We start from the raw sequence: 19,510 nt of genomic DNA on the forward strand, positions 1-19,510 counted from the left end.
AGGGATGCGTCACCTGGATTGACCTTTCGAGCCGCCGGACGTGTCCGCCGCGGCGATCGTGCCGCGCACGTTGCCGTAAAGCTCGATGACCCGGGTGACGTTGTTGTACTTCATGCCGTCGGTCGCGTTGACGAGCGACAGGCCGCGCTGAAGTTTAACCGGCTTTTCGGTCTGGATCACATCGTCATTGACGAAGATCCGGAAATGCTGGGAATCGGCCTGCATCTGCGGATCGCCGCCGCCGGCCACGCGCAGGATGCGTGCATCGTCGTACAAGTCGACGATCGACACGTCGCCGTTGACGGTGCCGCGCTTCGCGGTGGTCGTCACGACCGGTTTGCCGGGCTGGAACGCGCGCATGGCCGGATCGGTCAGGTCGCTGTTGTCGGTGTCTTCGTAGTGGATCAGCTTCGCGGCCGTCAGCCGGTATTGCGTCGAGCCGGACTGGTCGAGCTCGGTGACGGAAAAGTTGTCCGCGAAATAATCGGGCGTGTGGCGCTTCGGCCGCACGGCGCCTTCGCCGGGCGGCGGCAGCGTCGCCTGCAGCAGCCACCACGTGATGCCCGCGAGCGCGGCGACCGCGACGAGCGGCAGCAGCTGGGTCCAGCGGAAATGCGTGTTCATCCGTCAGGCTCCGCAGGCAGCCGCGAGCAGCGCGTCGTAGCGGCGCTGCGCGCGCAGGATCGCGTCGCAGACCTCGCGCACCGCGCCGTGGCCGCCGCGGGCCTCGGCGACCCAGTGCGCGCGCGCGATCACCTCGGGGTGCGCGTTGGCCGGTGCCGTCGCGAAGCCGCAGCGCAGCATCACCGGCAGGTCGGGCCAGTCGTCGCCCATGTAGCCGCAGGCGTCGGCGGTGATGCCGAGCGATGCGATCAGGTCGGCGAACACGGCGAGCTTGTTCTCGACGCCCTGGAACAGGTGCGCGATCTTCATTTCCTTCGCGCGCGCCGCGACGATCTCCGAGCGGCGGCCGGTGATGATCGCGGTCGCGATGCCGGCCTCGCCGAGCAGCTTCACGCCGTGGCCGTCGAGCGAATTGAACGACTTCATCGCGTCGCCGGCCGCGGTAAACAGCAGCCCGCCGTCGGTCAGCACGCCGTCGACGTCGAAAATCATCAGCTTCACGCGGCTCGCGCGTTCGGCCGCAGTCAGCGCTGCGCTCATCAGATCACCTTCTTCGAAAACAGGTCGTGCATGTTCAGCGCGCCGATCAGCGCGCCGTCGGCATCGACCACCAGCATCTGGTTGATCCGGTGGCGCTCCATCAGTTCCACGGCCTCGACCGCGAGATGGTCGGGGCCGATCGTGCGCGGCTCGCGCGTCATCACGTCGACGATCGGCAGCGTTCGGAAATCGCCGTCGCGCGCGAGCACGCGACGCAGGTCGCCGTCGGTGAAGATGCCGGCCACGCGGCCGTCGGGCTCGACCACGGCGGTCATGCCCAGCCGCTTCGCGGTGATCTGGAACAGCGCGTCCGACAGCGTCGCGTCGAGCCCGACGCGCGGCACGTCGTCGCCCGAGCGCATCACGTCGCGCACGTGGGTGAGCAGGCGCCGGCCGAGTGCGCCGCCCGGATGCGAGCGCGCGAAATCCTCGGAGCCGAAGCCGCGCGCGTCGAGCACCGCGACGGCGAGTGCGTCGCCGAGCGCGAGCGCGGCGGTCGTGCTCGCGGTGGGGGCGAGGTTCAGCGGGCAGGCTTCCTTCGACACCGCGGCGTTCAGGTTCACGTCGGCGAGCGTGCCGAGGCTCGATTCCGCGCGGCCCGTGATCGCGATCAGCTTCGCGCCGATCCGCTTCACGAGCGGCAGGATCGCGACGAGTTCTTCCGACTCGCCGGAATAGGAGATGCCGATGAAGACGTCGTCCGACGTGACCATGCCGAGGTCGCCGTGGCTGGCCTCGGCCGGGTGGACGAAGAAGGCCGGCGTGCCGGTGCTGGCGAGCGTGGCCGCGATCTTGCGGGCGATATGCCCCGATTTGCCGATGCCGGATACCACGACGCGGCCGCGGCAGCCGAGCAGCAGCGCGACGGCCTGGACGAAGTCGCCGTCGAGCTGGTCGCGCAGCGCGCGCACGGCGTCCGCCTCGATGTCGAGCACGTCGCGGGCGAGCGCGAGCGCCCGATCATCATTGATTTTCGCTATCATGCGCGGAGTATAGCAAAGGCGTTTGTTCGCCGCGCCGCGCCCTCGGACTCGTCCGATGCCGCTTGCCTACCGCCACCACCCGCGCCCGCCTTGCCGTGGCCCCGACGAACGAGGACGCTTCGCCCGTGATTTCCCCGCTCGAAATGACCCTGCTGCTGCTGCTGGCCTCGGTAGTGGGCGTCGTTGTATTTCGCTCGCTGAACCTGCCGCCGATGCTCGGCTACCTGACCGTCGGCATCCTGGTCGGCCCGCACGCGTTCGGCATCGCCGCGGACCTCGAACGGGCCGAGCATCTCGCGGAATTCGGCGTGGTGTTCCTGATGTTCTCGATCGGCCTCGAATTCTCGCTCGCGAAGCTGCGGGCGATGCAGCGGCTCGTGTTCGGGCTCGGGCTGCTGCAGGTGGTCGCGACCCTCGCGCTCGCGGTCGTGCTCGGCGCGTTGTTCGAGCGCTGGGTGCACATCACGTGGCAGGGCAGCGTCGCGCTCGGCGGCGCGCTCGCGATGTCGTCGACGGCGATCGTGTCGAAGATGCTCGCCGAGCGGCTCGAGATCGAGACCGCGCACGGCCGCAACATCTTCGGCGTGCTGCTGTTCCAGGATCTCGCGGTGGTGCCGCTGCTGATCGTGATCGCCGCGTTCGGCGCCGAGTCGTCGAAGGATCTCGCGCTCACGCTCGGGTTCGCGGCTGTCAAGATCGTGATCGCGCTCGCGCTGCTGCTGATCGTCGGCCAGCGTTTCATGACGCGCTGGCTCAACGTCGTCGCGCGGCGCCGCTCGCAGGAACTGTTCGTGCTGAACCTGCTGCTCGTCACGCTCGGCGCCGCGTTCATCACCGACCGCTTCGGCCTGTCGCTCGCGCTCGGCGCGTTCATCGCGGGGATGCTGATCTCCGAGACGCCGTTCCGGCATCAGGTGGAAGAGGACATCAAGCCGTTCCGCGACGTGCTGCTCGGCCTGTTCTTCGTGACGACCGGGATGCTGCTCGATCCGCGCGTGATCTGGGAGCATCCGTTGCTGGTGCTCGGCTTCTTCGTCGGGCAGATCCTGTTCAAGGGGACGATGATCGCGGGGCTCGCGCGGCTGTTCGGCGCGACGCCGGGCGTCGCGATGCGCACCGGCATCGGCCTCGCGCAGGCCGGCGAATTCGGCTTCGTGCTGCTGAACCTGATCCTCGACCGGCATCTCGTCGATTCGACGCTGCTGCAGGCGATCCTCGCGTCGATGCTGCTGTCGATGCTCGCCGCGCCGTTCCTGATCCAGAACGCCGACCGGATCGTGATGCGGCTGTCGTCGACGGAATGGATGCAGCAGTCGCTGCAGATGACGCGGATCGCGACGCAAAGCCTCAAGCAGCGCGGCCACGTGATCATCTGCGGCTACGGCCGCGCGGGGCAGAACCTCGCGCGCATGCTCGAGCAGGAAGGCATTTCGTACGTCGCGCTCGACCTCGACCCCGATCGCGTGAGCGCGGCCGCGACGGCCGGCGAATCGGTCGTGTTCGGCGACGCGGCGCGCCGCGAGTCGCTGCTCGCGGCCGGTATTCATCGCGCGGCGGCCGTCGCGATCACGTATGCGAACACGCCGTCGGCGCTGCGCGTGCTGCACCACGTGCACGAGCTGGAGCCGACGCTGCCGGCGATCGTGCGCACGGTCGACGATGCCGATCTCGAGAAGCTGCTCGCGGCCGGCGCGACCGAGGTGATTCCGGAGATCGTCGAGGGCAGCCTGATGCTCGCGTCGCACACGCTGGTGCTGGTCGGCGTGCCGATGCGCAAGGTCGTGCGGCGCGTCGAGGAGATGCGCGACGAGCGCTACAGCCTGCTGCGCGGCTATTTCCGCGGCGCCGACGACACGGACGACGACGATCACGAGCAGGTGCGGCTACAATCGGTGCCGGTCGACGCGCGCGCGGATGCGGTCGGGCGCTCGCTGGAGGAACTCGGGCTGTATGCGCTCGGGCTGGAAGTCACGGCGATCCGCCGGCACGGCATCCGCGGCGTCGAACCCGACCCGCAGACCAAGCTGCGCGCGAGCGACATCGTCGTGCTGCGCGGGCTGCCCGAAGCGCTCGCGCTCGCGGAGGAACGGCTGTCGCGGCATCGGCGCGAGCCGCCGGCCGCGCTCGCCTGAGTCGCGCTTCGATAACCTGACCCGTATTTATTCGAAACGGTGCCCGATCTTCGCGCACCGTTTTTTTCGGAGAGTTTCATGCCGCATTCGTCGCCGGGCGCACCGCTCGATCCGGTCGCCTTCATCCACAGCCAGATCCGCACCGTGCCCGACTGGCCGCAGCCGGGCGTGCAGTTCCGCGACATCACGACGCTGCTGCAGAGCCCGAAGGCGCTGCGCATCCTCGTCGACCTGTTCGTCGAACGCTATGTCGATGCGAAGCTCGACTACGTCGCGGGGCTCGACGCGCGCGGCTTCATCATCGCGCCGATCGTCGCGTACGAGCTGAGCGTCGGCTTCGTGCCGATCCGCAAGGTCGGCAAGCTGCCGTACAAGACGCGCTCGGAATCGTACGACCTCGAATACGGCAGCGCGACCGTCGAGATCCATGAAGACGCGTGCCGCCCCGGCGACCGCGTGATCATCATGGACGACCTGATCGCGACCGGCGGCACGATGATGGCGGGGCGCAACCTGCTGCAGCGGCTCGGCGCGGTCGTCGTCGAAGGCGCGGCGATCATCGACCTGCCCGATCTCGGCGGCTCGACGCTGCTGCGCAACGCGGGGCTGCCCGTCTATACCGTCACTGAATTCGCCGGCCACTGAACCACCGGAGCCGGCCCACGCCGCGAGGTCACGATGCCCAACTTCATGCTGTTTCTCGCCACGTCGATCGCGATCACGTTCGCGCCGGGTCCCGACAACCTGCAGGTGCTCGCGCGCGGCATCTCGCAGGGCCGCGCGGCCGGCTTCGTCGCCGCGCTCGGCTTCACGGCCGGAATCCTGTTCCATACGACGCTCGCGGCGCTCGGCGTCGCGGCGGTGCTGCGCTCGTCGCCGGTCGCGTTCCAGACGCTGAAGCTCGCGGGCGCCGCGTACCTCGTGTGGATCGGCATCAAGGCGCTGCGCAGCCAGGGCCTCGCGAACGCGCACGAGCGCCCGCCGCAGCCGCTTGGCGCGATCTTCCGGCAGAGCGTGATCGGCAACCTGATGAACCCGAAGGTCACGTTGTTCTTCGTCGTGTTCCTGCCGCAGTTCGTCGATCCGCACGGCGTGCAGGGCGTGACGCTGCAGATGTTCGAGCTCGGCGCGCTGTTCATGCTGCAGACGGCCGCGATCTTCTCGCTGTTCGGCGTCGGCGCGGGCGCGATCGGCACGTGGCTGAAGCGCCGCCCGAAGGCCGGTGTGTGGCTCGACCGGATCGCCGGCGCGACCTTCATCGCGATCGGCATCCGCGTCGCGCTGAAGGACTGAGCCCGATGACGTTTCCGTGCATTGCGGCCGCGCGCCGCTTCGATCCGGCCGCGCACCTGCGTTTCGAGATCGCCGGCGTGGCCGTGGGCTGGGTGCGCCGCCAGGACATCGCGAAGCTCGCGCGCTGGCCCGACGTGTTCGAGCTGACGGACGCGCGCGTCGTGCTGTCGGCGCGCTACGACACGGTCGACGCGCGCAGCATGGCGCTCGCGAGCGCGATCGGCGCGCTGGCGGCCGAAGGCGCGATTCCCGGCTGGCGCGACGAGATCTATGCGATCCGCAACCGCTTCGACGATCCGCCGCTCGCGTACATCGAGCGCGCCGCGTCGCGCTTCTTCGGCACGCAGACTTATGCGGTGCACCTGAACGGCATCGTAGAATATGCGGCTGCGCCGGGTTCGCCCGCCGCGCCGCAGATGTGGCTCGGCCGCCGCAGCGCGACCAAGGCCACCGACCCAGGCATGCTCGACAACGTCGTCGCGGGCGGCATCGGCTGGGGCCTGGGCGTTCACGAGACGCTCACGAAGGAATGCTGGGAAGAGGCCGGCATGCCGGCCGAACTGGCGGCACGCGCGATCGCGGGCCGCGCGGTGCAGGTACTGTGTTCGCTGCCGGAAGGCACGCAGTCCGAACTGATCTTCGTGTACGACCTGCCGCTGCCGCGCGACTTCGCGCCGCACAACCAGGACGGCGAAGTGGCCGAGCACCTGCTGGCCGGCGTGCCCGAGGTGATCGGCTGGCTGCGCGAAGGCCGCGCGACGATGGATGCGAGCCTCGCGATGCTCGACACGCTGCTGCGCCACCGCTGGCTATCGGCGGCGGACGCCGCGGGCATCGACGCGCTGTTCGCGCCGGCCGCCTGACGCGCCACCTGGCGAGCCACCTGAAGGCGCCGCCTGCCTGCCCGGGCTCGGGCCCCAGGGTGAGGCCGGACGAACGGCCTATTTGACGAATACCGAAACGAAGGGAGTAGCGGTCATGTCGACCGATCACAGCTTTATCTTGAAACTGTCGTGCCCCGACCGGCATGGCATCGTCCACGCGGTCTCGGGCTTCCTGTTCGAGCGCGCCAACAACATCCTCGATTCGGCGCAGTTCGGCGACAGCCGCACCGGCGAGTTCTTCATGCGCGTGCACTTCGTGCAGGACGGCGACGGCGCGGATGCCGCGTCGGCGCTCGACACGCTGCGCGAGGAATTCGCGCCGCTCGCCGAGCAGTTCGGGATGCGCTGGGAAATGCACGACGCGGCCGTGAAGCCGCGCGTCGTGATCATGGTGTCGAAGATCGGCCACTGCCTGAACGACCTGCTGTTCCGCTACCGCACCGGCCAGCTGCCGATCGAGATTCCGGCGATCGTGTCGAACCACAAGGAGTTCTACCAGCTCGCCGCGAGCTACAACATCCCGTTCCATCATTTCCCGCTCGTCGGCGGTTCGTCCGATGCGGCGAAGGCCGCGCAGGAAGCGCGGGTGCTGGAAGTGATCGATGAACACCAGGCCGATCTCGTCGTGCTCGCGCGCTACATGCAGATCCTGTCGCCGAACATGTGCCAGCAGCTCGCCGGCCGCGCGATCAACATCCACCATTCGTTCCTGCCGAGCTTCAAGGGCGCGAAGCCGTACTACCAGGCGTTTGACCGCGGCGTGAAGCTGATCGGCGCGACCGCGCACTACGTGACGACCGACCTCGACGAAGGCCCGATCATCGAGCAGGAAGTCGAGCGCGTCGACCACAGCATGACGCCCGACCAGCTCACCGCGATCGGCCGCGACGTCGAGTGCGTGACGCTCGCGCGTGCGGTGAAGTGGCACGTCGAGCACCGGATCGTGCTGAACGGGACGAAGACCGTCGTGTTCCGCTGATCGGCTGATCGGTGATGCGCGCCGGCCGGCCTGCGCAGGCCGTCGGTTGCCGCAAACAAGAACGCCGCGCCCTTGACGGGGCGCGGCGTTTTTTTATCGCGTGATGCGCGGGGATCGGGTTGCGTCGGGTACGGCGCGTCAGATCAGCCGCAGCATGTACAGCTCGCGCTTCATGTACGCATAGAAGATCGGCGCGGCGATCACGCCCGGCAGCCCGAACGCGGCTTCCATGATCAGCATCGCGAGCAGCAGCTCCCACGCGCGCGACTCGATCTGGCCGCCGATGATCTTCGCGTTCAGGAAGTATTCGAGCTTGTGGATCACGACGAGGAACGCGAGCGACGCGATCGCGGTGCCCATGCTGACCGACAGCGACACCGCGACGATCAGCGTGTTCGAGATCAGGTTGCCGATCACCGGCAGCAGGCCGACGATGAACGTGACGAGCACCAGTGTTTTCGACAGCGGCAGCCGCTGGTGGAAGATCGGCAGCGCGACGAGCAGGTAGATGCCGGTAAAGGTCGCGTTGATCGCCGAGATCTTGATCTGCGCGAACACGATCCGGCGGAACGATTCGGCGAAGCGCGACACGCGCGTGACGAGCGCGGTCGACAGCGGCCGGCGCACCTTGCCGTGCTCGACGCCGATCGCGATCATCGCGCCGATGATCATCCCGAACACCACGTGGCCGAAGCCGCGCGCGACGCTCTTGCCGCCTTGCTGGAGCTGGTCCATGTGCGAGTGCATCAGCAGTGCCGCCTTGGTCTTCATCTGTTCGACGTCGACCGGCAGCAGGTTCGCAATCCAGGCCGGCGTGCGGGCGCGCGTCTGCTCGACGATCTGCATCAGCTGGCCAAGAAGGCTCTGCAGGTTCGGCACCGTGTGCTCGAAGTGGTCGATGATGCCGATCGTGAGGCCCGTGAGCCCGCCGACGATCGCGATCGACAGCAGCACGACGGCGACCCAGCGCGCGCGCATGCTCGTGGTGTGGCGTTCGATCACCGGGGCGATCGTGTGGATCAGCTGATAGACCAGCATGCCGGCCAGCAGCCCGCCCAGCAGCTTGAGTTCGATGACGAGCACCATCGCGACGAGGGCGAACAGGTAGCTGCCGATCTCGATCGCCGACAGCTTCGGCAGGCTGAAGTCGCTCGTCAGCCGCACGCTGCGCAGGTGCGGCTCGCGGTTCTGCGCGTCGCGCGACTCTTGTTGCTTCTCCATCATGGATTCCTGTCGTTCGTGTGCCGTGCCGCGCGGTGGGCGACACGGCGGCGATCGCCCGGCGCCGCACCGGATTGGTGCGGATGGCGAACCTTACGACCGTAAAGTATAGCTGCCATTATGGTCCGCCACGGGGCTGTTTGGCTCGTGGTGTAAACGCAGAGGGGAAAACCGCAGAAGGGAAAACGAGGAGGCCGGCGCCGCCCCGCTGCCGGGCGCGCGCGGCCGGGCAGCCGCGCGCGGGAACGGAAAGTGTCAGCCGGCCGCCGCCTTGCGGGCCGGGCGCTTGAGCAGCGGCGCGAGATACTTGCCGGTGAAGCTCGCCTTGGTCTTCGCGACCTGCTCGGGCGTGCCCTGCGCGATGATCTGGCCGCCGCCGGCACCGCCTTCGGGGCCGAGGTCGATCACCCAGTCGGCTGTCTTGATCACGTCGAGGTTGTGCTCGATGATCACGACCGTGTTGCCCTGGTCGCGCAGCCGGTGGATCACCTCGAGCAGCAGCGCGATGTCGTGGAAGTGCAGGCCGGTGGTCGGCTCGTCGAGGATGTACAGCGTGCGGCCCGTGTCGCGCTTCGACAGCTCCAGCGACAGCTTCACGCGCTGCGCCTCGCCGCCCGACAGCGTCGTGGCCGACTGGCCGAGGCGGATGTAGCCGAGGCCGACGTCGAGCAGCGTCTTCAGCTTGCGGGCGATCACCGGCACCGCGCTGAAGAATTCGTACGCGTGTTCGACCGTCATGTCGAGCACTTCGCTGATGTTCTTGCCCTTGTACTGCACTTCGAGCGTTTCGCGGTTGTAGCGCTTGCCGTGGCATACGTCGCACGGCACGTAGACGTCCGGCAGGAAGTGCATCTCGACTTTCAGCACGCCGTCGCCCTGGCACGACTCGCAACGGCCGCCCTTCACGTTGAACGAGAAGCGGCCCGGATCGTAGCCGCGCTCCTTCGCGGTCGGCACGCCCGAGAACAGCTCGCGGATCGGCGTGAACAGGCCCGTGTAGGTGGCCGGGTTCGAGCGCGGCGTGCGGCCGATCGGCGACTGGTCGACGTTGATCACCTTGTCGAAGTGCTCGAGGCCCTCGATCGCCTCGTGCGGCGCCGGCTCGGCCGACGAGCCGTACAGGTGGCGCGCGACCGCGTGATACAGCGTGTCGTTGATCAGCGTCGACTTGCCGGAGCCCGACACGCCGGTGATGCAGGTCAGCAGGCCGACCGGCAGTTCGAGATCGACGTGCTTCAGGTTGTTGCCGTGCGCGTCGACGATGCGCAGCATTCGCTCGGGATCGGGCGCGAGCCGCTCGTCCGGGTATTCGATCGTGCGCTTGCCGACCAGATACTGGCCCGTCAGCGACTGCGGGTTCGACTGCACCTGCTTCGGCGTGCCTTCGGCCACGATCACGCCGCCGTGCTCGCCCGCGCCGGGGCCCATGTCGACGACGTAGTCGGCCGTGCGGATCATGTCCTCGTCGTGCTCGACGACGATCACCGAGTTGCCGAGGTCGCGCAGGTGCTTGAGCGTCGCGATCAGGCGGTCGTTGTCGCGCTGGTGCAGGCCGATCGACGGCTCGTCGAGCACGTACATCACGCCGGTCAGGCCCGAGCCGATCTGCGACGCGAGCCGGATCCGCTGCGCCTCGCCGCCGGACAGCGTTTCAGCGCTGCGCTCCAGCGACAGGTAGTCGAGGCCGACGTTGTTCAGGAAGGTCAGGCGCGCGACGATTTCCTTGATCACCTTGTCGGCGATCTCGCGCTTCGCGCCGTCGAGCGACAGGCCGTCGAAATAGCCGAGCGCGTCGCGCAGCGGCCAGCCGCTGATTTCATAGATGCCGCGCGCGTAGTCGCCGGTGCCGACCCGCACGTGGCGCGCCTCGCGGCGCAGCCGCGTGCCGTCGCACGACGGGCACGGCTGGTTGTTCTGGTATTTCGCGAGCTCTTCGCGCACCGCGACCGAATCGGTCTCGCGGTAGCGGCGCTCGAGGTTCGGGATGATCCCTTCGAACACGTGCTCGCGGATCGTCGTGCGGCCGCGCTCGTTGATGTACGAAAACGGGATCGTCTGCTTGCCCGAGCCGAACAGCAGCACCTTGCGGATCTTTTCCGGCAGGTCCTCGAACGCGGCGTCGATGTCGAATTCGTAGAACGCCGCGAGGCTCTGCAGCATCTGGAAGTAGAACTGGTTGCGGCGATCCCAGCCCTTCACGGCGCCCGCGGCGAGCGACAGCGACGGGTGCGCGACGACCCGCTTCGGGTCGAAGAACGTGATCTGGCCGAGGCCGTCGCATTCCGGGCACGCGCCCATCGGGTTGTTGAACGAGAACAGGCGCGGCTCGAGCTCCTGCAGCGAGTACGAGCAGATCGGGCACGCGAACTTCGAGCTGAACAGGTGTTCGTGGTCGGTATCCATCTCCAGCGCGATCGCGCGGCCGTCGGCGAGGCGCAGCGCGGTCTCGAACGATTCCGCGAGGCGCTGCTTCATGTCCGGGCGCACCTTGAGACGATCGACGACGACGTCGATCGTGTGCTTGTCGTTCTTCTTGAGCTTCGGCAGCGACTCGACCTCGTAGATCTTCGCGACGCCTTCGTTCGCGGTGCCGCCGCCCGAGCGCACGCGAAAGCGCACGAAGCCCTGCGCCTGCATGTCCTCGAACAGCTCGGCGTGCTCGCCCTTGCGGTTCGCGACGACCGGCGCGAGGATCATCAGCTTGGTTTCCTCGGGCAGCGCGAGCGCCGCGTCGACCATCTGCGACACGCTCTGCGCCTCGAGCGGGATGTCGTGGTCGGGGCAGTACGGCGTGCCGACCCGTGCGAACAAAAGTCGCAGGTAGTCGTGGATTTCGGTGACCGTGCCGACGGTCGAACGCGGGTTGTGGGACGTCGCCTTCTGCTCGATCGAGATCGCGGGCGACAGGCCCTCGATCAGGTCGACGTCGGGTTTCTCCATCAGCTGCAGGAACTGGCGGGCGTACGCGGACAGGCTCTCGACGTAGCGGCGCTGGCCTTCGGCATAAAGGGTGTCGAACGCGAGCGACGACTTGCCCGACCCGGACAACCCGGTAATCACGATCAGCTTGTGGCGCGGCAGGTCGAGATTGACGTTTTTCAGGTTGTGGGTGCGTGCCCCACGGATACGGATCTGTTCCATGAACCTGGCGAAAATGGAGGGAACCAAACCTGCTACTATAACGGCTTTTCGAGGCCGTCGTTGGGGGCCCCCAGCCTTTGCAGCAGCTGGCAGCAAGGGCGGTGTCCACGCCGGGAAGGCGGCCGCGCCGCACGGCGCGAGGCGGCCCGCAGGCTGCCTGCCCGACGTCCCGGAAAGCGGCCCCGGAAAGCGCCTGCCAGGCCTGCCGGGCCGGTGGCCCTGATCTTCCGCCGCCCGCCGCCGGGCGGACATTCCGATCATTCGAAATTCATTCCCGATGTCCAATCCGTCCGCCACGTCTTCCCGCATGAGTGCGCCCGAACTGCGCGCGACCACGTCGCTCGCGGCGATCTTCGCGCTGCGCATGCTCGGCCTGTTCATGATCATGCCGGTGTTCTCGGTCTACGCGAAAACCATCCCGGGCGGCGACAACGTGCTGCTCGTCGGCATCGCGCTCGGGGCCTACGGCGTCACGCAGTCGCTGCTGTACATCTTCTACGGGTGGGCGTCGGACAAGTTCGGCCGCAAGCCCGTGATCGCCACCGGCCTGCTGATCTTCGCGCTCGGCAGCTTCGTCGCCGCGTTCGCGCACGACATCACGTGGATCATCGTCGGCCGCGTGATCCAGGGGATGGGCGCCGTGTCGTCCGCGGTGCTCGCGTTCATCGCCGACCTGACCTCCGAGCAGAACCGCACGAAGGCGATGGCGATGGTCGGCGGCTCGATCGGCGTGTCGTTCGCGGTCGCGATCGTCGGCGCGCCGATCGTGTTCCACTGGGTCGGGATGAGCGGGCTGTTCGCGATCGTCGGCGTGCTGTCGATCCTCGCGATCGGGGTCGTGGTGTGGATCGTGCCCGACGCGGCGAAGCCCGTGCACGTGCCGGCGCCGTTCGGCGAGGTGCTGCACAACGGCGAGCTGCTGCGCCTGAACTTCGGCGTGCTCGTGCTGCACGCGACGCAGACGGCGCTGTTCCTCGTCGTGCCGCGCCTCTTGGTCGACGGCGGGCTGCCGGTCGCCGCGCACTGGAAGGTCTACCTGCCGGTGATGGGGCTCGCGTTCGTGATGATGGTCCCGGCGATCATCGTCGCGGAAAAACGGGGCAAGATGAAGCCGGTGCTGCTCGGCGGCATTCTGGCTATCCTGATCGGCCAATTGTTGCTCGGCAGCGCTCCGCATACCATCCTGATTGTGGCGGCGATCCTGTTCGTGTACTTCCTGGGTTTCAACATCCTGGAAGCGTCGCAGCCGTCGCTCGTGTCGAAGCTCGCGCCCGGTTCGCGCAAGGGCGCGGCCACGGGCGTCTACAACACCACGCAATCGATCGGGCTCGCGCTCGGCGGCATCGTGGGTGGCTGGCTGCTGAAGCACGGCGGCGCGAACACCGTCTTCTACGCGTGCTCGGGGCTCGTGGCGGCGTGGCTTATAATCGCGGCCAGCATGAAAGCGCCGCCGCGCAAGGCCTGAACCTTCTTTTCGGGCAGGCACCGGCGGCGCTCGCCGGCTTGCCCGGCGGGCCGCTCCGACGACATTCGCGGGCGGCCCGGCATCGAATTTACTGGAGAAACACATGGCATCCGTCAACAAGGTCATCCTCGTCGGCAATCTCGGCGCCGATCCTGAAGTCCGTTACCTGCCGAGCGGCGACGCGGTTGCGAACATCCGTCTCGCGACGACCGATCGCTACAAGGACAAGGCAAGCGGCGATTTCAAGGAAATGACCGAGTGGCACCGCGTCGCGTTCTTCGGCCGTCTCGCCGAAATCGTCAGCGAGTACCTGAAGAAGGGGTCGTCGGTCTATATCGAAGGCCGCATCCGCACGCGCAAGTGGCAGGGCCAGGACGGCCAGGATCGCTACTCGACCGAAATCGTCGCCGACCAGATGCAGATGCTCGGCGGCCGCGGCGGTTCGGGCGGCGGCGGTGGCGGCGGTGACGAAGGCGGTTACGGCGGCGGCTACGGTGGTGGTGGTGGCGGCGGCCGCGGCGGCGAACAGATGGAACGCGGCGGTGGCGGCGGTCGTGCCGGCGGCGCGCCGCGCGGCGGTGCAGGCGGCGGCCAGAGCCGTCCGAGCGCGCCGGCAGGCGGCGGCTTCGACGAGATGGACGACGATATTCCGTTCTAAGCGGAACACCGGTTCCCGATGTAAAGAGGGGCCCGAATCTCCACGCTGAATCACTGGTTCAGCCTGGATCTTCGGGTCCTTTTTTCGTTTACGCGTTTTTTGGGGTGTGGGCGGAACGTGCCCGATCGGGCGTGAGGAGCGTCGTGGTGGCGTCGTGCAAGGCGGGGAGAAGCCGCTGGCGCCGGCCGCGTCGGATGGGCGAGACTTGAGAATGGACTCCCCGTCAGCGGACGTTCGTCGTCGCGGGCGCGATGGCCCTGACGTCTGTTGTGCTTACGTGGCGAGCATGCCGACCGCAAACTTCAACCGACGCGACCGCGCCGGTGAGCAGGTTTCCTGAAGCTCTGCAACGGCGCATTCCCGACATGGGGGCCGTGGCATTCACACCCGAGTCACCTGCTTCGGACGGTGCGAACCATGACAAGAGCGGCGCCGTGGCCGCCGCAGAACAGAACCGCTTACGCTTCCGTGACGATCGCGACCAGATTGCTGACGCGCTCGACGGATTTCCCACCCTTCGGCCAACGGACCAGCGCGTCGCTACCGTTGATCGACAGGATCACGCCATCGCTGCGGTCAACGGCACCCGTGAACGTGACACGGTTTACTTTTGCCGACGGCGAAAACGAAGCCGCGCTGCGGCCCGGCAGCAGATCCATCAGGAACGAAAATACGGGGTACACGACTGCTCCTTCGCAAGCTTGAACTACGGGTTTTCCCTAGTTTAACAGTTCGGATGTTGCGTCGCAACATTAGCTCTTGTGCCCGTTCCTCGTGTGCGCGTCTTCCGTCGTGATTTCCAGTCGTTCGTCGCGCCGCTCAGCAAATCTCCCGGGCGGTTCGTGTATCTGATCGATGTCACGCGGCCGCCACGATTGACCGGCTAAGCTCGATTTTTCGACGTTTCGATCGAAGGAGACACAATGCGGCGGGTCGTATTCAACCAGAAGGGCGGGGTGGGCAAGTCGACGATCGTCTGCAACCTGGCGGCGATCAGCGCGAGCGAAGGGCTGCGCACGCTCGTCATCGACCTCGACGCGCAGGCGAATTCCACGCACTACCTGCTCGGCGACCGGGCGACCGACGCGCATCCCGGCGTCGCCGAATTCTTCGAGACCGCGCTGACCTTCAACTTCCGGCCGGTCGACGTCGCATCGTTCATCCATCCGACGCCGTTCGACGGGCTCGACGTGATGCCCGCGCATCCGGACCTCGACACGCTGCACGGCAAGCTCGAGTCGCGCTACAAGATCTACAAGCTGCGCGACGCGCTCAACGAGCTCGACACCTACGATGCCGTCTACATCGACACGCCGCCCGCACTGAACTTCTACACGCGCTCGGCGCTGATCGCGGTCGAGCGCTGCCTGATTCCGTTCGACTGCGACGACTTCTCGCGCCGCGCGCTGTACACGCTGCTCGAGAACGTGAAGGAAATCCAGCAGGACCACAACGCGGCGCTCGAGGTCGAAGGGATCGTCATCAACCAGTTCCAGCCGCGCGCGAGCCTGCCGCAGCGGCTGGTCGACGAACTCGTCGAGGAAGGGCTGCCGGTGCTGGCGTCGCGGCTCTCGGCATCGGTGAAGATCCGCGAGTCGCATCAGCAGTCGACGCCGGTGATCCATCTCGAGCCGGCACACAAGCTCGCGCAGGAGTTTCGCGCGCTGCATCGCGAACTGGTCGGGTGAGCGTGTCGCCGCTGGCCCGGCCCGGCGGTTTATATACGATCATTGAATTCGTCATTAATAATCCCGGTAACGATTTCAAAATAAATCTGGAAAAACGATTACAGGGGAATCCGCCCTATTTTCCAATGCGCACCTGTTTTTCAAATAACCGGAATAATGACGGGGTAAATGTTACGGACGTCGCGGTGCGCCATGCCGTAAAAAAGTAAAAATCATTTCGGGACAAGGCGTTGCGACGCGGCCCCATTGTGTGCGGGCGCAGATTGCGAGGAGATCAACCCGATCGATCAGGGTTTTCACCTAGTATTAATGCCATTTAATTGACAATTAATCCATCTAGAATGGCAATCTTCAACTCCCCGCAGTCAATCGTGCCTGCGGGTTGTGAATAAGGAAGCGGACCTCGATCTGGCTTCCATTTTTTTTCGTTCGTCTCTCGCATTGCTAACAGGAGCGTGCCCGATGTCCGTATTTGCCCCCGAAAAATTCGCCGCCGATTATCAGTCCGGAATTGCCGCCTGGTTCGCGATTGCCCGTCCGGCAATTAATGGTTTCGAGGCCGTCGTCGAACTCAACCTGCAAGCGGCCAAGACGGCGCTCGAGGAATACGAGGACAAGCTGAAGAACGCGTTCAACGCGAGCAACCCGGCTGCGGGCTTCGCGCAGCAAGTCGCCGCACCGCAGGAAGCGGCCGGCAAGGCCGTCGCGTACGGTCGCCATCTGTTCGACATCGCGGTGTCGACGCAGGCCGAGTGGGCGAAGGTCGCGCAGGCGCAATACGAGCAGAACGACAAGCGCGTGAAGGAGGTGGTCGGCGAGCTGACGAAGCATGCGCCGGCCGGTTCGGGCGCGGTGGTCGCCGCGCTGAATTCGGCGCTGTCCGCGGCGACTGCCGCGGCAGACTCCGTGCGCGCAGCGACGGGGCAGGCAATCGAAGCCGCACAAAGCGGTTTCGACGCGGTCAGCGAAACGGCGACGCGCGGTGCCAAGCAGACGGCGGCTGCCGCACGCAAGGAAGCCGCTTCGCGCGAATCGGCTGCATGACCGCGTGTTGCGCGCAGGCGCGACACCATTGATCGAACGGCGCCGGCGGGCGCCGGCCTGTGCCGCGTGGTGGCCGGCGGCGTCCGGCTCGCCGCAGCGTGTCCGGGCCCGGCTGGAGCGGGCGAACGGGGGGCGCGCATGAAGGCGCGAGCCCTGAGCCGCATCGCGGGTCGTATGGCGCTCAAGCGCCGACGTCGGCCGCCGTGCCGCCCGGCCCCGGCACGCGATACAGCATGCAACACGGATCGACCCACTGATTTCGACGCAGGAACAAAACATGACGGACGTAGTGATCGTATCGGCCGCGCGGACCGCGGTCGGCAAATTCGGCGGCTCGCTCGCGAAGATCGCGGCACCGGAGCTGGGTGCGACGGTGATTCGCGCGGTGCTGGAGCGTTCGGGCGTGAAGCCCGAGCAGGTGAGCGAAGTGATCATGGGCCAGGTGCTGACGGCGGGCTCGGGGCAGAACCCGGCGCGCCAGTCGCTGATCAAGGCCGGCCTGCCGAGCGCAGTGCCGGGGATGACGATCAACAAGGTGTGCGGCTCGGGCCTGAAGGCCGTGATGCTGGCGGCGAACGCGATCGCGGCGGGCGACGCGGAGATCGTGATCGCGGGCGGGCAGGAGAACATGAGCGCGGCGCCGCACGTGCTGCCGGGCTCGCGCGACGGGTTCCGGATGGGTGACGCGAAGCTGGTCGACACGATGATCGTCGACGGCCTGTGGGACGTGTACAACCAGTACCACATGGGCATCACGGCGGAGAACGTCGCGAAGGAATACGGGATCACGCGCGAGGAGCAGGACGCATTCGCGGCGCTGTCGCAGAACAAGGCGGAAGCCGCGCAGAAGGCCGGTCGCTTCGACGACGAGATCGTGCCGGTGTCGATCCCGCAACGCAAGGGCGAGCCGCTGCAGTTCGCGACGGACGAGTTCGTGCGCCACGGCGTGACGGCGGAATCGCTGGCGGGGCTGAAGCCGGCGTTCTCGAAGGACGGCTCGGTGACGGCGGCGAACGCGTCGGGGCTGAACGACGGCGCGGCGGCGGTGCTGGTGATGTCGGCGCAGAAGGCGGCGGCGCTCGGCCTGACGCCGCTGGCGCGGATCAAGGCATACGCGAACGCGGGCGTGGATCCGAGCGTGATGGGCATGGGGCCGGTGCCGGCATCGCGCCGTGCGCTGGAGCGCGCGGGCTGGACGCCGGGCGACCTGGACCTGATGGAAATCAACGAGGCATTCGCGGCGCAGGCGCTGGCGGTGCACAAGCAGATGGGCTGGGACACGTCGAAGGTGAACGTGAACGGCGGGGCGATCGCGATCGGTCACCCGATCGGCGCGTCGGGTTGCCGGATCCTGGTGACGCTGCTGCACGAGATGGCCAAGCGCGATGCGAAGCGCGGGCTGGCGTCGCTGTGCATCGGCGGCGGGATGGGCGTCGCGCTCGCGGTCGAGCGCGGTTGAGCAGAGTCTGACGATAGTGCACGCATGCGGCGCCGGCCAGCGCCGTACACACATGCAGCAAACTTCGCGCGTAACAAGCTGCCAACAACAAGCGTGATGTTCCGGTGCGCGCCACGTCCGCCCTGCGGGCGCCAGCGCATCGCAGCGGCGGGGCGGCAGCATGTGCCATGCCGTCGCCCCGCACCTTTGACTACTTTTCTTGTCGGTAACTCATAGGATGACTAAGCGAATTGCAGTTGTGACGGGTGGGATGGGCGGTCTTGGCGAAGCGATCAGCATCCGGTTGAACGATGCGGGCTACCAGGTCGTCGTCACGTATTCGCCGAACAACACCGGCGCCGATCGCTGGCTGACCGAGATGCACGCGGCCGGTCGCGAATTCCACGCGTATCCGGTGGACGTGGCCGATTACGATTCGTGCCAGCAATGCGTCGAGAAAATCGTCCGGGACGTCGGCCCGGTCGACATCCTGGTGAACAACGCGGGCATCACGCGCGACATGACGCTGCGCAAGCTCGACAAGGTCAACTGGGATGCGGTGATCCGCACCAACCTCGATTCCGTGTTCAACATGACGAAGCCGGTCTGCGACGGCATGGTCGAGCGCGGCTGGGGACGCATCGTCAACATCGCGTCGGTCAACGGCTCGAAGGGATCGGTCGGCCAGACCAACTACGCGGCCGCGAAGGCCGGCATGCACGGTTTCACGAAATCGCTCGCGCTCGAGACCGCGCGCAAGGGCGTGACGGTGAACACGGTGTCGCCGGGCTACCTTGCGACGAAGATGGTGACGGCGATCCCGCAGGACATCCTCGATACCAAGATCCTTCCGCAGATTCCGGCGGGACGGCTCGGGAAACCCGAGGAAGTCGCAGCGCTGGTCGCCTATCTGTGCTCGGAAGAGGCCGGTTTCGTGACGGGCTCCAACATCGCGATCAACGGCGGCCAGCACATGCATTGACGCGCGGCGGCCCGGGCGGCGTTCGCGCGCGCGTCCGGGCCGTGCTCCCGCTGTATCCAGCGCCGGGGCGGCGCGCACGCGCGCGGTGACGGAACACGGACGCAGGTTCGCCGTGCATGCGGCGGGCCGGGTGCGCCCGCGCGCCGGCTACCGCGTCACGGCACGCACGCCGCACCGGCCTCGCATTCCGGAGGAGGCATGGGTGACACCTGGATGGGACTCGCGATCGGCGGCTCTGCACTGGCCGTCGCGCTGACGATGGCGATCGCGCTTCACTGGCTCGAGCGGCGCCGCGCGCGGCTGCTGCGCAACTTCGATCATCGCGATTGCTGGCTGGTCGCGTACGGCAAGTGCTTCGCGCGCGGGCCGGCGCGTCGCACGCGCGGCGGCGCGCGCTGACGGCGGCGGTGCGGCACCGCCGCGTTCACGCGTCGTGCC

18 protein-coding genes are annotated in these 19,510 nt (G+C 67.2%); 12 read left to right on the top strand and 6 right to left on the bottom strand.

Annotated features, from left to right (window positions below; genetic code table 11):
* Positions 1-9: 9 nt before the first annotated feature.
* The 3 genes from lptC to kdsD are packed head-to-tail and all read right to left on the bottom strand — an operon-like array spanning position 10 to position 2,147.
* Entirely contained in the window at positions 10-624 is a 615-nt protein-coding gene (gene lptC / locus PL79_RS14245; protein WP_044847460.1) for an LPS export ABC transporter periplasmic protein LptC, read from the bottom strand.
* A 3-nt stretch (positions 625-627) separates the two neighbouring features.
* Positions 628-1,164, bottom strand: a complete 537-nt coding sequence (locus tag PL79_RS14250) for a KdsC family phosphatase (RefSeq protein ID WP_044847459.1) — start codon at positions 1,162-1,164, stop codon at positions 628-630.
* Positions 1,164-2,147 (bottom strand): arabinose 5-phosphate isomerase KdsD, encoded by a 984-nt coding sequence (gene kdsD, locus PL79_RS14255; RefSeq protein ID WP_044847458.1) that lies wholly within the window; start codon positions 2,145-2,147, stop codon positions 1,164-1,166. Before kdsD ends, PL79_RS14250 begins: the two co-directional genes overlap by 1 nt.
* 125 nt (positions 2,148-2,272) lie before the next feature.
* On the opposite strand from kdsD, the gene PL79_RS14260 reads away from it, so the two are divergent.
* The 5 genes from PL79_RS14260 to purU all read left to right on the top strand — a co-directional run bounded on the left by PL79_RS14260 (position 2,273) and on the right by purU (position 7,435).
* Positions 2,273-4,279 (top strand): monovalent cation:proton antiporter family protein, encoded by a 2,007-nt coding sequence (locus tag PL79_RS14260; protein ID WP_044847457.1) that lies wholly within the window; start codon positions 2,273-2,275, stop codon positions 4,277-4,279.
* Positions 4,280-4,357: 78 nt separating this feature from the next.
* Positions 4,358-4,924 (top strand): adenine phosphoribosyltransferase, encoded by a 567-nt coding sequence (locus PL79_RS14265; protein WP_011657958.1) that lies wholly within the window; start codon positions 4,358-4,360, stop codon positions 4,922-4,924.
* Positions 4,925-4,957: 33 nt separating this feature from the next.
* Positions 4,958-5,572, top strand: coding sequence for a LysE family translocator (locus PL79_RS14270; protein ID WP_044847456.1), 615 nt, complete (start codon positions 4,958-4,960; stop codon positions 5,570-5,572).
* Positions 5,573-5,577: 5 nt separating this feature from the next.
* Positions 5,578-6,435, top strand: coding sequence for an NUDIX hydrolase (locus PL79_RS14275; RefSeq protein ID WP_044847455.1), 858 nt, complete (start codon positions 5,578-5,580; stop codon positions 6,433-6,435).
* Between the two features lie 115 nt (positions 6,436-6,550).
* Entirely contained in the window at positions 6,551-7,435 is an 885-nt protein-coding gene (purU, locus tag PL79_RS14280; RefSeq protein ID WP_044847454.1) for a formyltetrahydrofolate deformylase, read from the top strand.
* A 138-nt stretch (positions 7,436-7,573) separates the two neighbouring features.
* On the opposite strand, the gene PL79_RS14285 is transcribed toward purU, so the two are convergent.
* Complete coding sequence (locus tag PL79_RS14285; protein ID WP_044847453.1) at positions 7,574-8,656, bottom strand: AI-2E family transporter; 1,083 nt, start codon at positions 8,654-8,656, stop codon at positions 7,574-7,576.
* A gap of 255 nt (positions 8,657-8,911) precedes the next feature.
* Positions 8,912-11,797: an excinuclease ABC subunit UvrA gene (gene uvrA, locus PL79_RS14290; RefSeq protein WP_044847452.1), complete on the bottom strand. Its 2,886-nt coding sequence runs from the start codon at positions 11,795-11,797 to the stop codon at positions 8,912-8,914.
* 277 nt (positions 11,798-12,074) lie between these two features.
* Here uvrA and PL79_RS14300 point away from each other — a divergent pair, with 277 nt between their 5' ends.
* Entirely contained in the window at positions 12,075-13,262 is a 1,188-nt protein-coding gene (locus PL79_RS14300) for an MFS transporter (protein WP_044847451.1), read from the top strand.
* A 103-nt stretch (positions 13,263-13,365) separates the two neighbouring features.
* Positions 13,366-13,920: a single-stranded DNA-binding protein gene (locus tag PL79_RS14305; protein ID WP_044847450.1), complete on the top strand. Its 555-nt coding sequence runs from the start codon at positions 13,366-13,368 to the stop codon at positions 13,918-13,920.
* Positions 13,921-14,378: 458 nt separating this feature from the next.
* Here the strand turns inward: PL79_RS14305 and PL79_RS14310 are convergent, their stop codons facing one another.
* Entirely contained in the window at positions 14,379-14,579 is a 201-nt protein-coding gene (locus PL79_RS14310) for a hypothetical protein (protein WP_235879267.1), read from the bottom strand.
* Positions 14,580-14,843: 264 nt separating this feature from the next.
* On the opposite strand from PL79_RS14310, the gene PL79_RS14315 reads away from it, so the two are divergent.
* The 5 genes from PL79_RS14315 to PL79_RS14335 all read left to right on the top strand — a co-directional run bounded on the left by PL79_RS14315 (position 14,844) and on the right by PL79_RS14335 (position 19,471).
* Positions 14,844-15,608: a ParA family protein gene (locus PL79_RS14315; RefSeq protein WP_044847448.1), complete on the top strand. Its 765-nt coding sequence runs from the start codon at positions 14,844-14,846 to the stop codon at positions 15,606-15,608.
* 462 nt (positions 15,609-16,070) lie between these two features.
* Positions 16,071-16,652, top strand: a complete 582-nt coding sequence (gene phaP / locus PL79_RS14320; RefSeq protein WP_044847447.1) for a TIGR01841 family phasin — start codon at positions 16,071-16,073, stop codon at positions 16,650-16,652.
* A 277-nt stretch (positions 16,653-16,929) separates the two neighbouring features.
* Complete coding sequence (locus PL79_RS14325; protein ID WP_044847446.1) at positions 16,930-18,111, top strand: acetyl-CoA C-acetyltransferase; 1,182 nt, start codon at positions 16,930-16,932, stop codon at positions 18,109-18,111.
* A 217-nt stretch (positions 18,112-18,328) separates the two neighbouring features.
* Positions 18,329-19,072, top strand: coding sequence for an acetoacetyl-CoA reductase (gene phbB, locus PL79_RS14330; RefSeq protein WP_044847445.1), 744 nt, complete (start codon positions 18,329-18,331; stop codon positions 19,070-19,072).
* A 198-nt stretch (positions 19,073-19,270) separates the two neighbouring features.
* The gene (locus PL79_RS14335) at positions 19,271-19,471 is read left to right on the top strand and encodes a hypothetical protein (protein WP_044847444.1); all 201 of its coding nucleotides are present in this window, start codon (positions 19,271-19,273) and stop codon (positions 19,469-19,471) included.
* Positions 19,472-19,510: the final 39 nt, after the last annotated feature.

The organism is Burkholderia sp. USMB20, from assembly GCF_000949135.2.
Lineage (GTDB): Bacteria > Pseudomonadota > Gammaproteobacteria > Burkholderiales > Burkholderiaceae > Burkholderia.

Bases quoted from the DNA above. Each gene is read 5' to 3' on its own strand.
- PL79_RS14250 (WP_044847459.1), bottom strand. From the start codon at position 1,164: ATGAGCGCAGCGCTGACTGCGGCCGAACGCGCGAGCCGCGTGAAGCTG.
- PL79_RS14275 (WP_044847455.1), top strand. From the start codon at position 5,578: ATGACGTTTCCGTGCATTGCGGCCGCGCGCCGCTTCGATCCGGCCGCG.
- PL79_RS14300 (WP_044847451.1), top strand. From the start codon at position 12,075: ATGTCCAATCCGTCCGCCACGTCTTCCCGCATGAGTGCGCCCGAACTG.
- kdsD (WP_044847458.1), bottom strand. From the start codon at position 2,147: ATGATAGCGAAAATCAATGATGATCGGGCGCTCGCGCTCGCCCGCGAC.
- lptC (WP_044847460.1), bottom strand. From the start codon at position 624: ATGAACACGCATTTCCGCTGGACCCAGCTGCTGCCGCTCGTCGCGGTC.
- PL79_RS14285 (WP_044847453.1), bottom strand. From the start codon at position 8,656: ATGGAGAAGCAACAAGAGTCGCGCGACGCGCAGAACCGCGAGCCGCAC.
- phbB (WP_044847445.1), top strand. From the start codon at position 18,329: ATGACTAAGCGAATTGCAGTTGTGACGGGTGGGATGGGCGGTCTTGGC.
- PL79_RS14325 (WP_044847446.1), top strand. From the start codon at position 16,930: ATGACGGACGTAGTGATCGTATCGGCCGCGCGGACCGCGGTCGGCAAA.
- purU (WP_044847454.1), top strand. From the start codon at position 6,551: ATGTCGACCGATCACAGCTTTATCTTGAAACTGTCGTGCCCCGACCGG.
- PL79_RS14335 (WP_044847444.1), top strand. From the start codon at position 19,271: ATGGGTGACACCTGGATGGGACTCGCGATCGGCGGCTCTGCACTGGCC.
- PL79_RS14315 (WP_044847448.1), top strand. From the start codon at position 14,844: ATGCGGCGGGTCGTATTCAACCAGAAGGGCGGGGTGGGCAAGTCGACG.
- PL79_RS14305 (WP_044847450.1), top strand. From the start codon at position 13,366: ATGGCATCCGTCAACAAGGTCATCCTCGTCGGCAATCTCGGCGCCGAT.
- phaP (WP_044847447.1), top strand. From the start codon at position 16,071: ATGTCCGTATTTGCCCCCGAAAAATTCGCCGCCGATTATCAGTCCGGA.
- PL79_RS14270 (WP_044847456.1), top strand. From the start codon at position 4,958: ATGCCCAACTTCATGCTGTTTCTCGCCACGTCGATCGCGATCACGTTC.
- PL79_RS14265 (WP_011657958.1), top strand. From the start codon at position 4,358: ATGCCGCATTCGTCGCCGGGCGCACCGCTCGATCCGGTCGCCTTCATC.
- uvrA (WP_044847452.1), bottom strand. From the start codon at position 11,797: ATGGAACAGATCCGTATCCGTGGGGCACGCACCCACAACCTGAAAAAC.
- PL79_RS14310 (WP_235879267.1), bottom strand. From the start codon at position 14,579: ATGGATCTGCTGCCGGGCCGCAGCGCGGCTTCGTTTTCGCCGTCGGCA.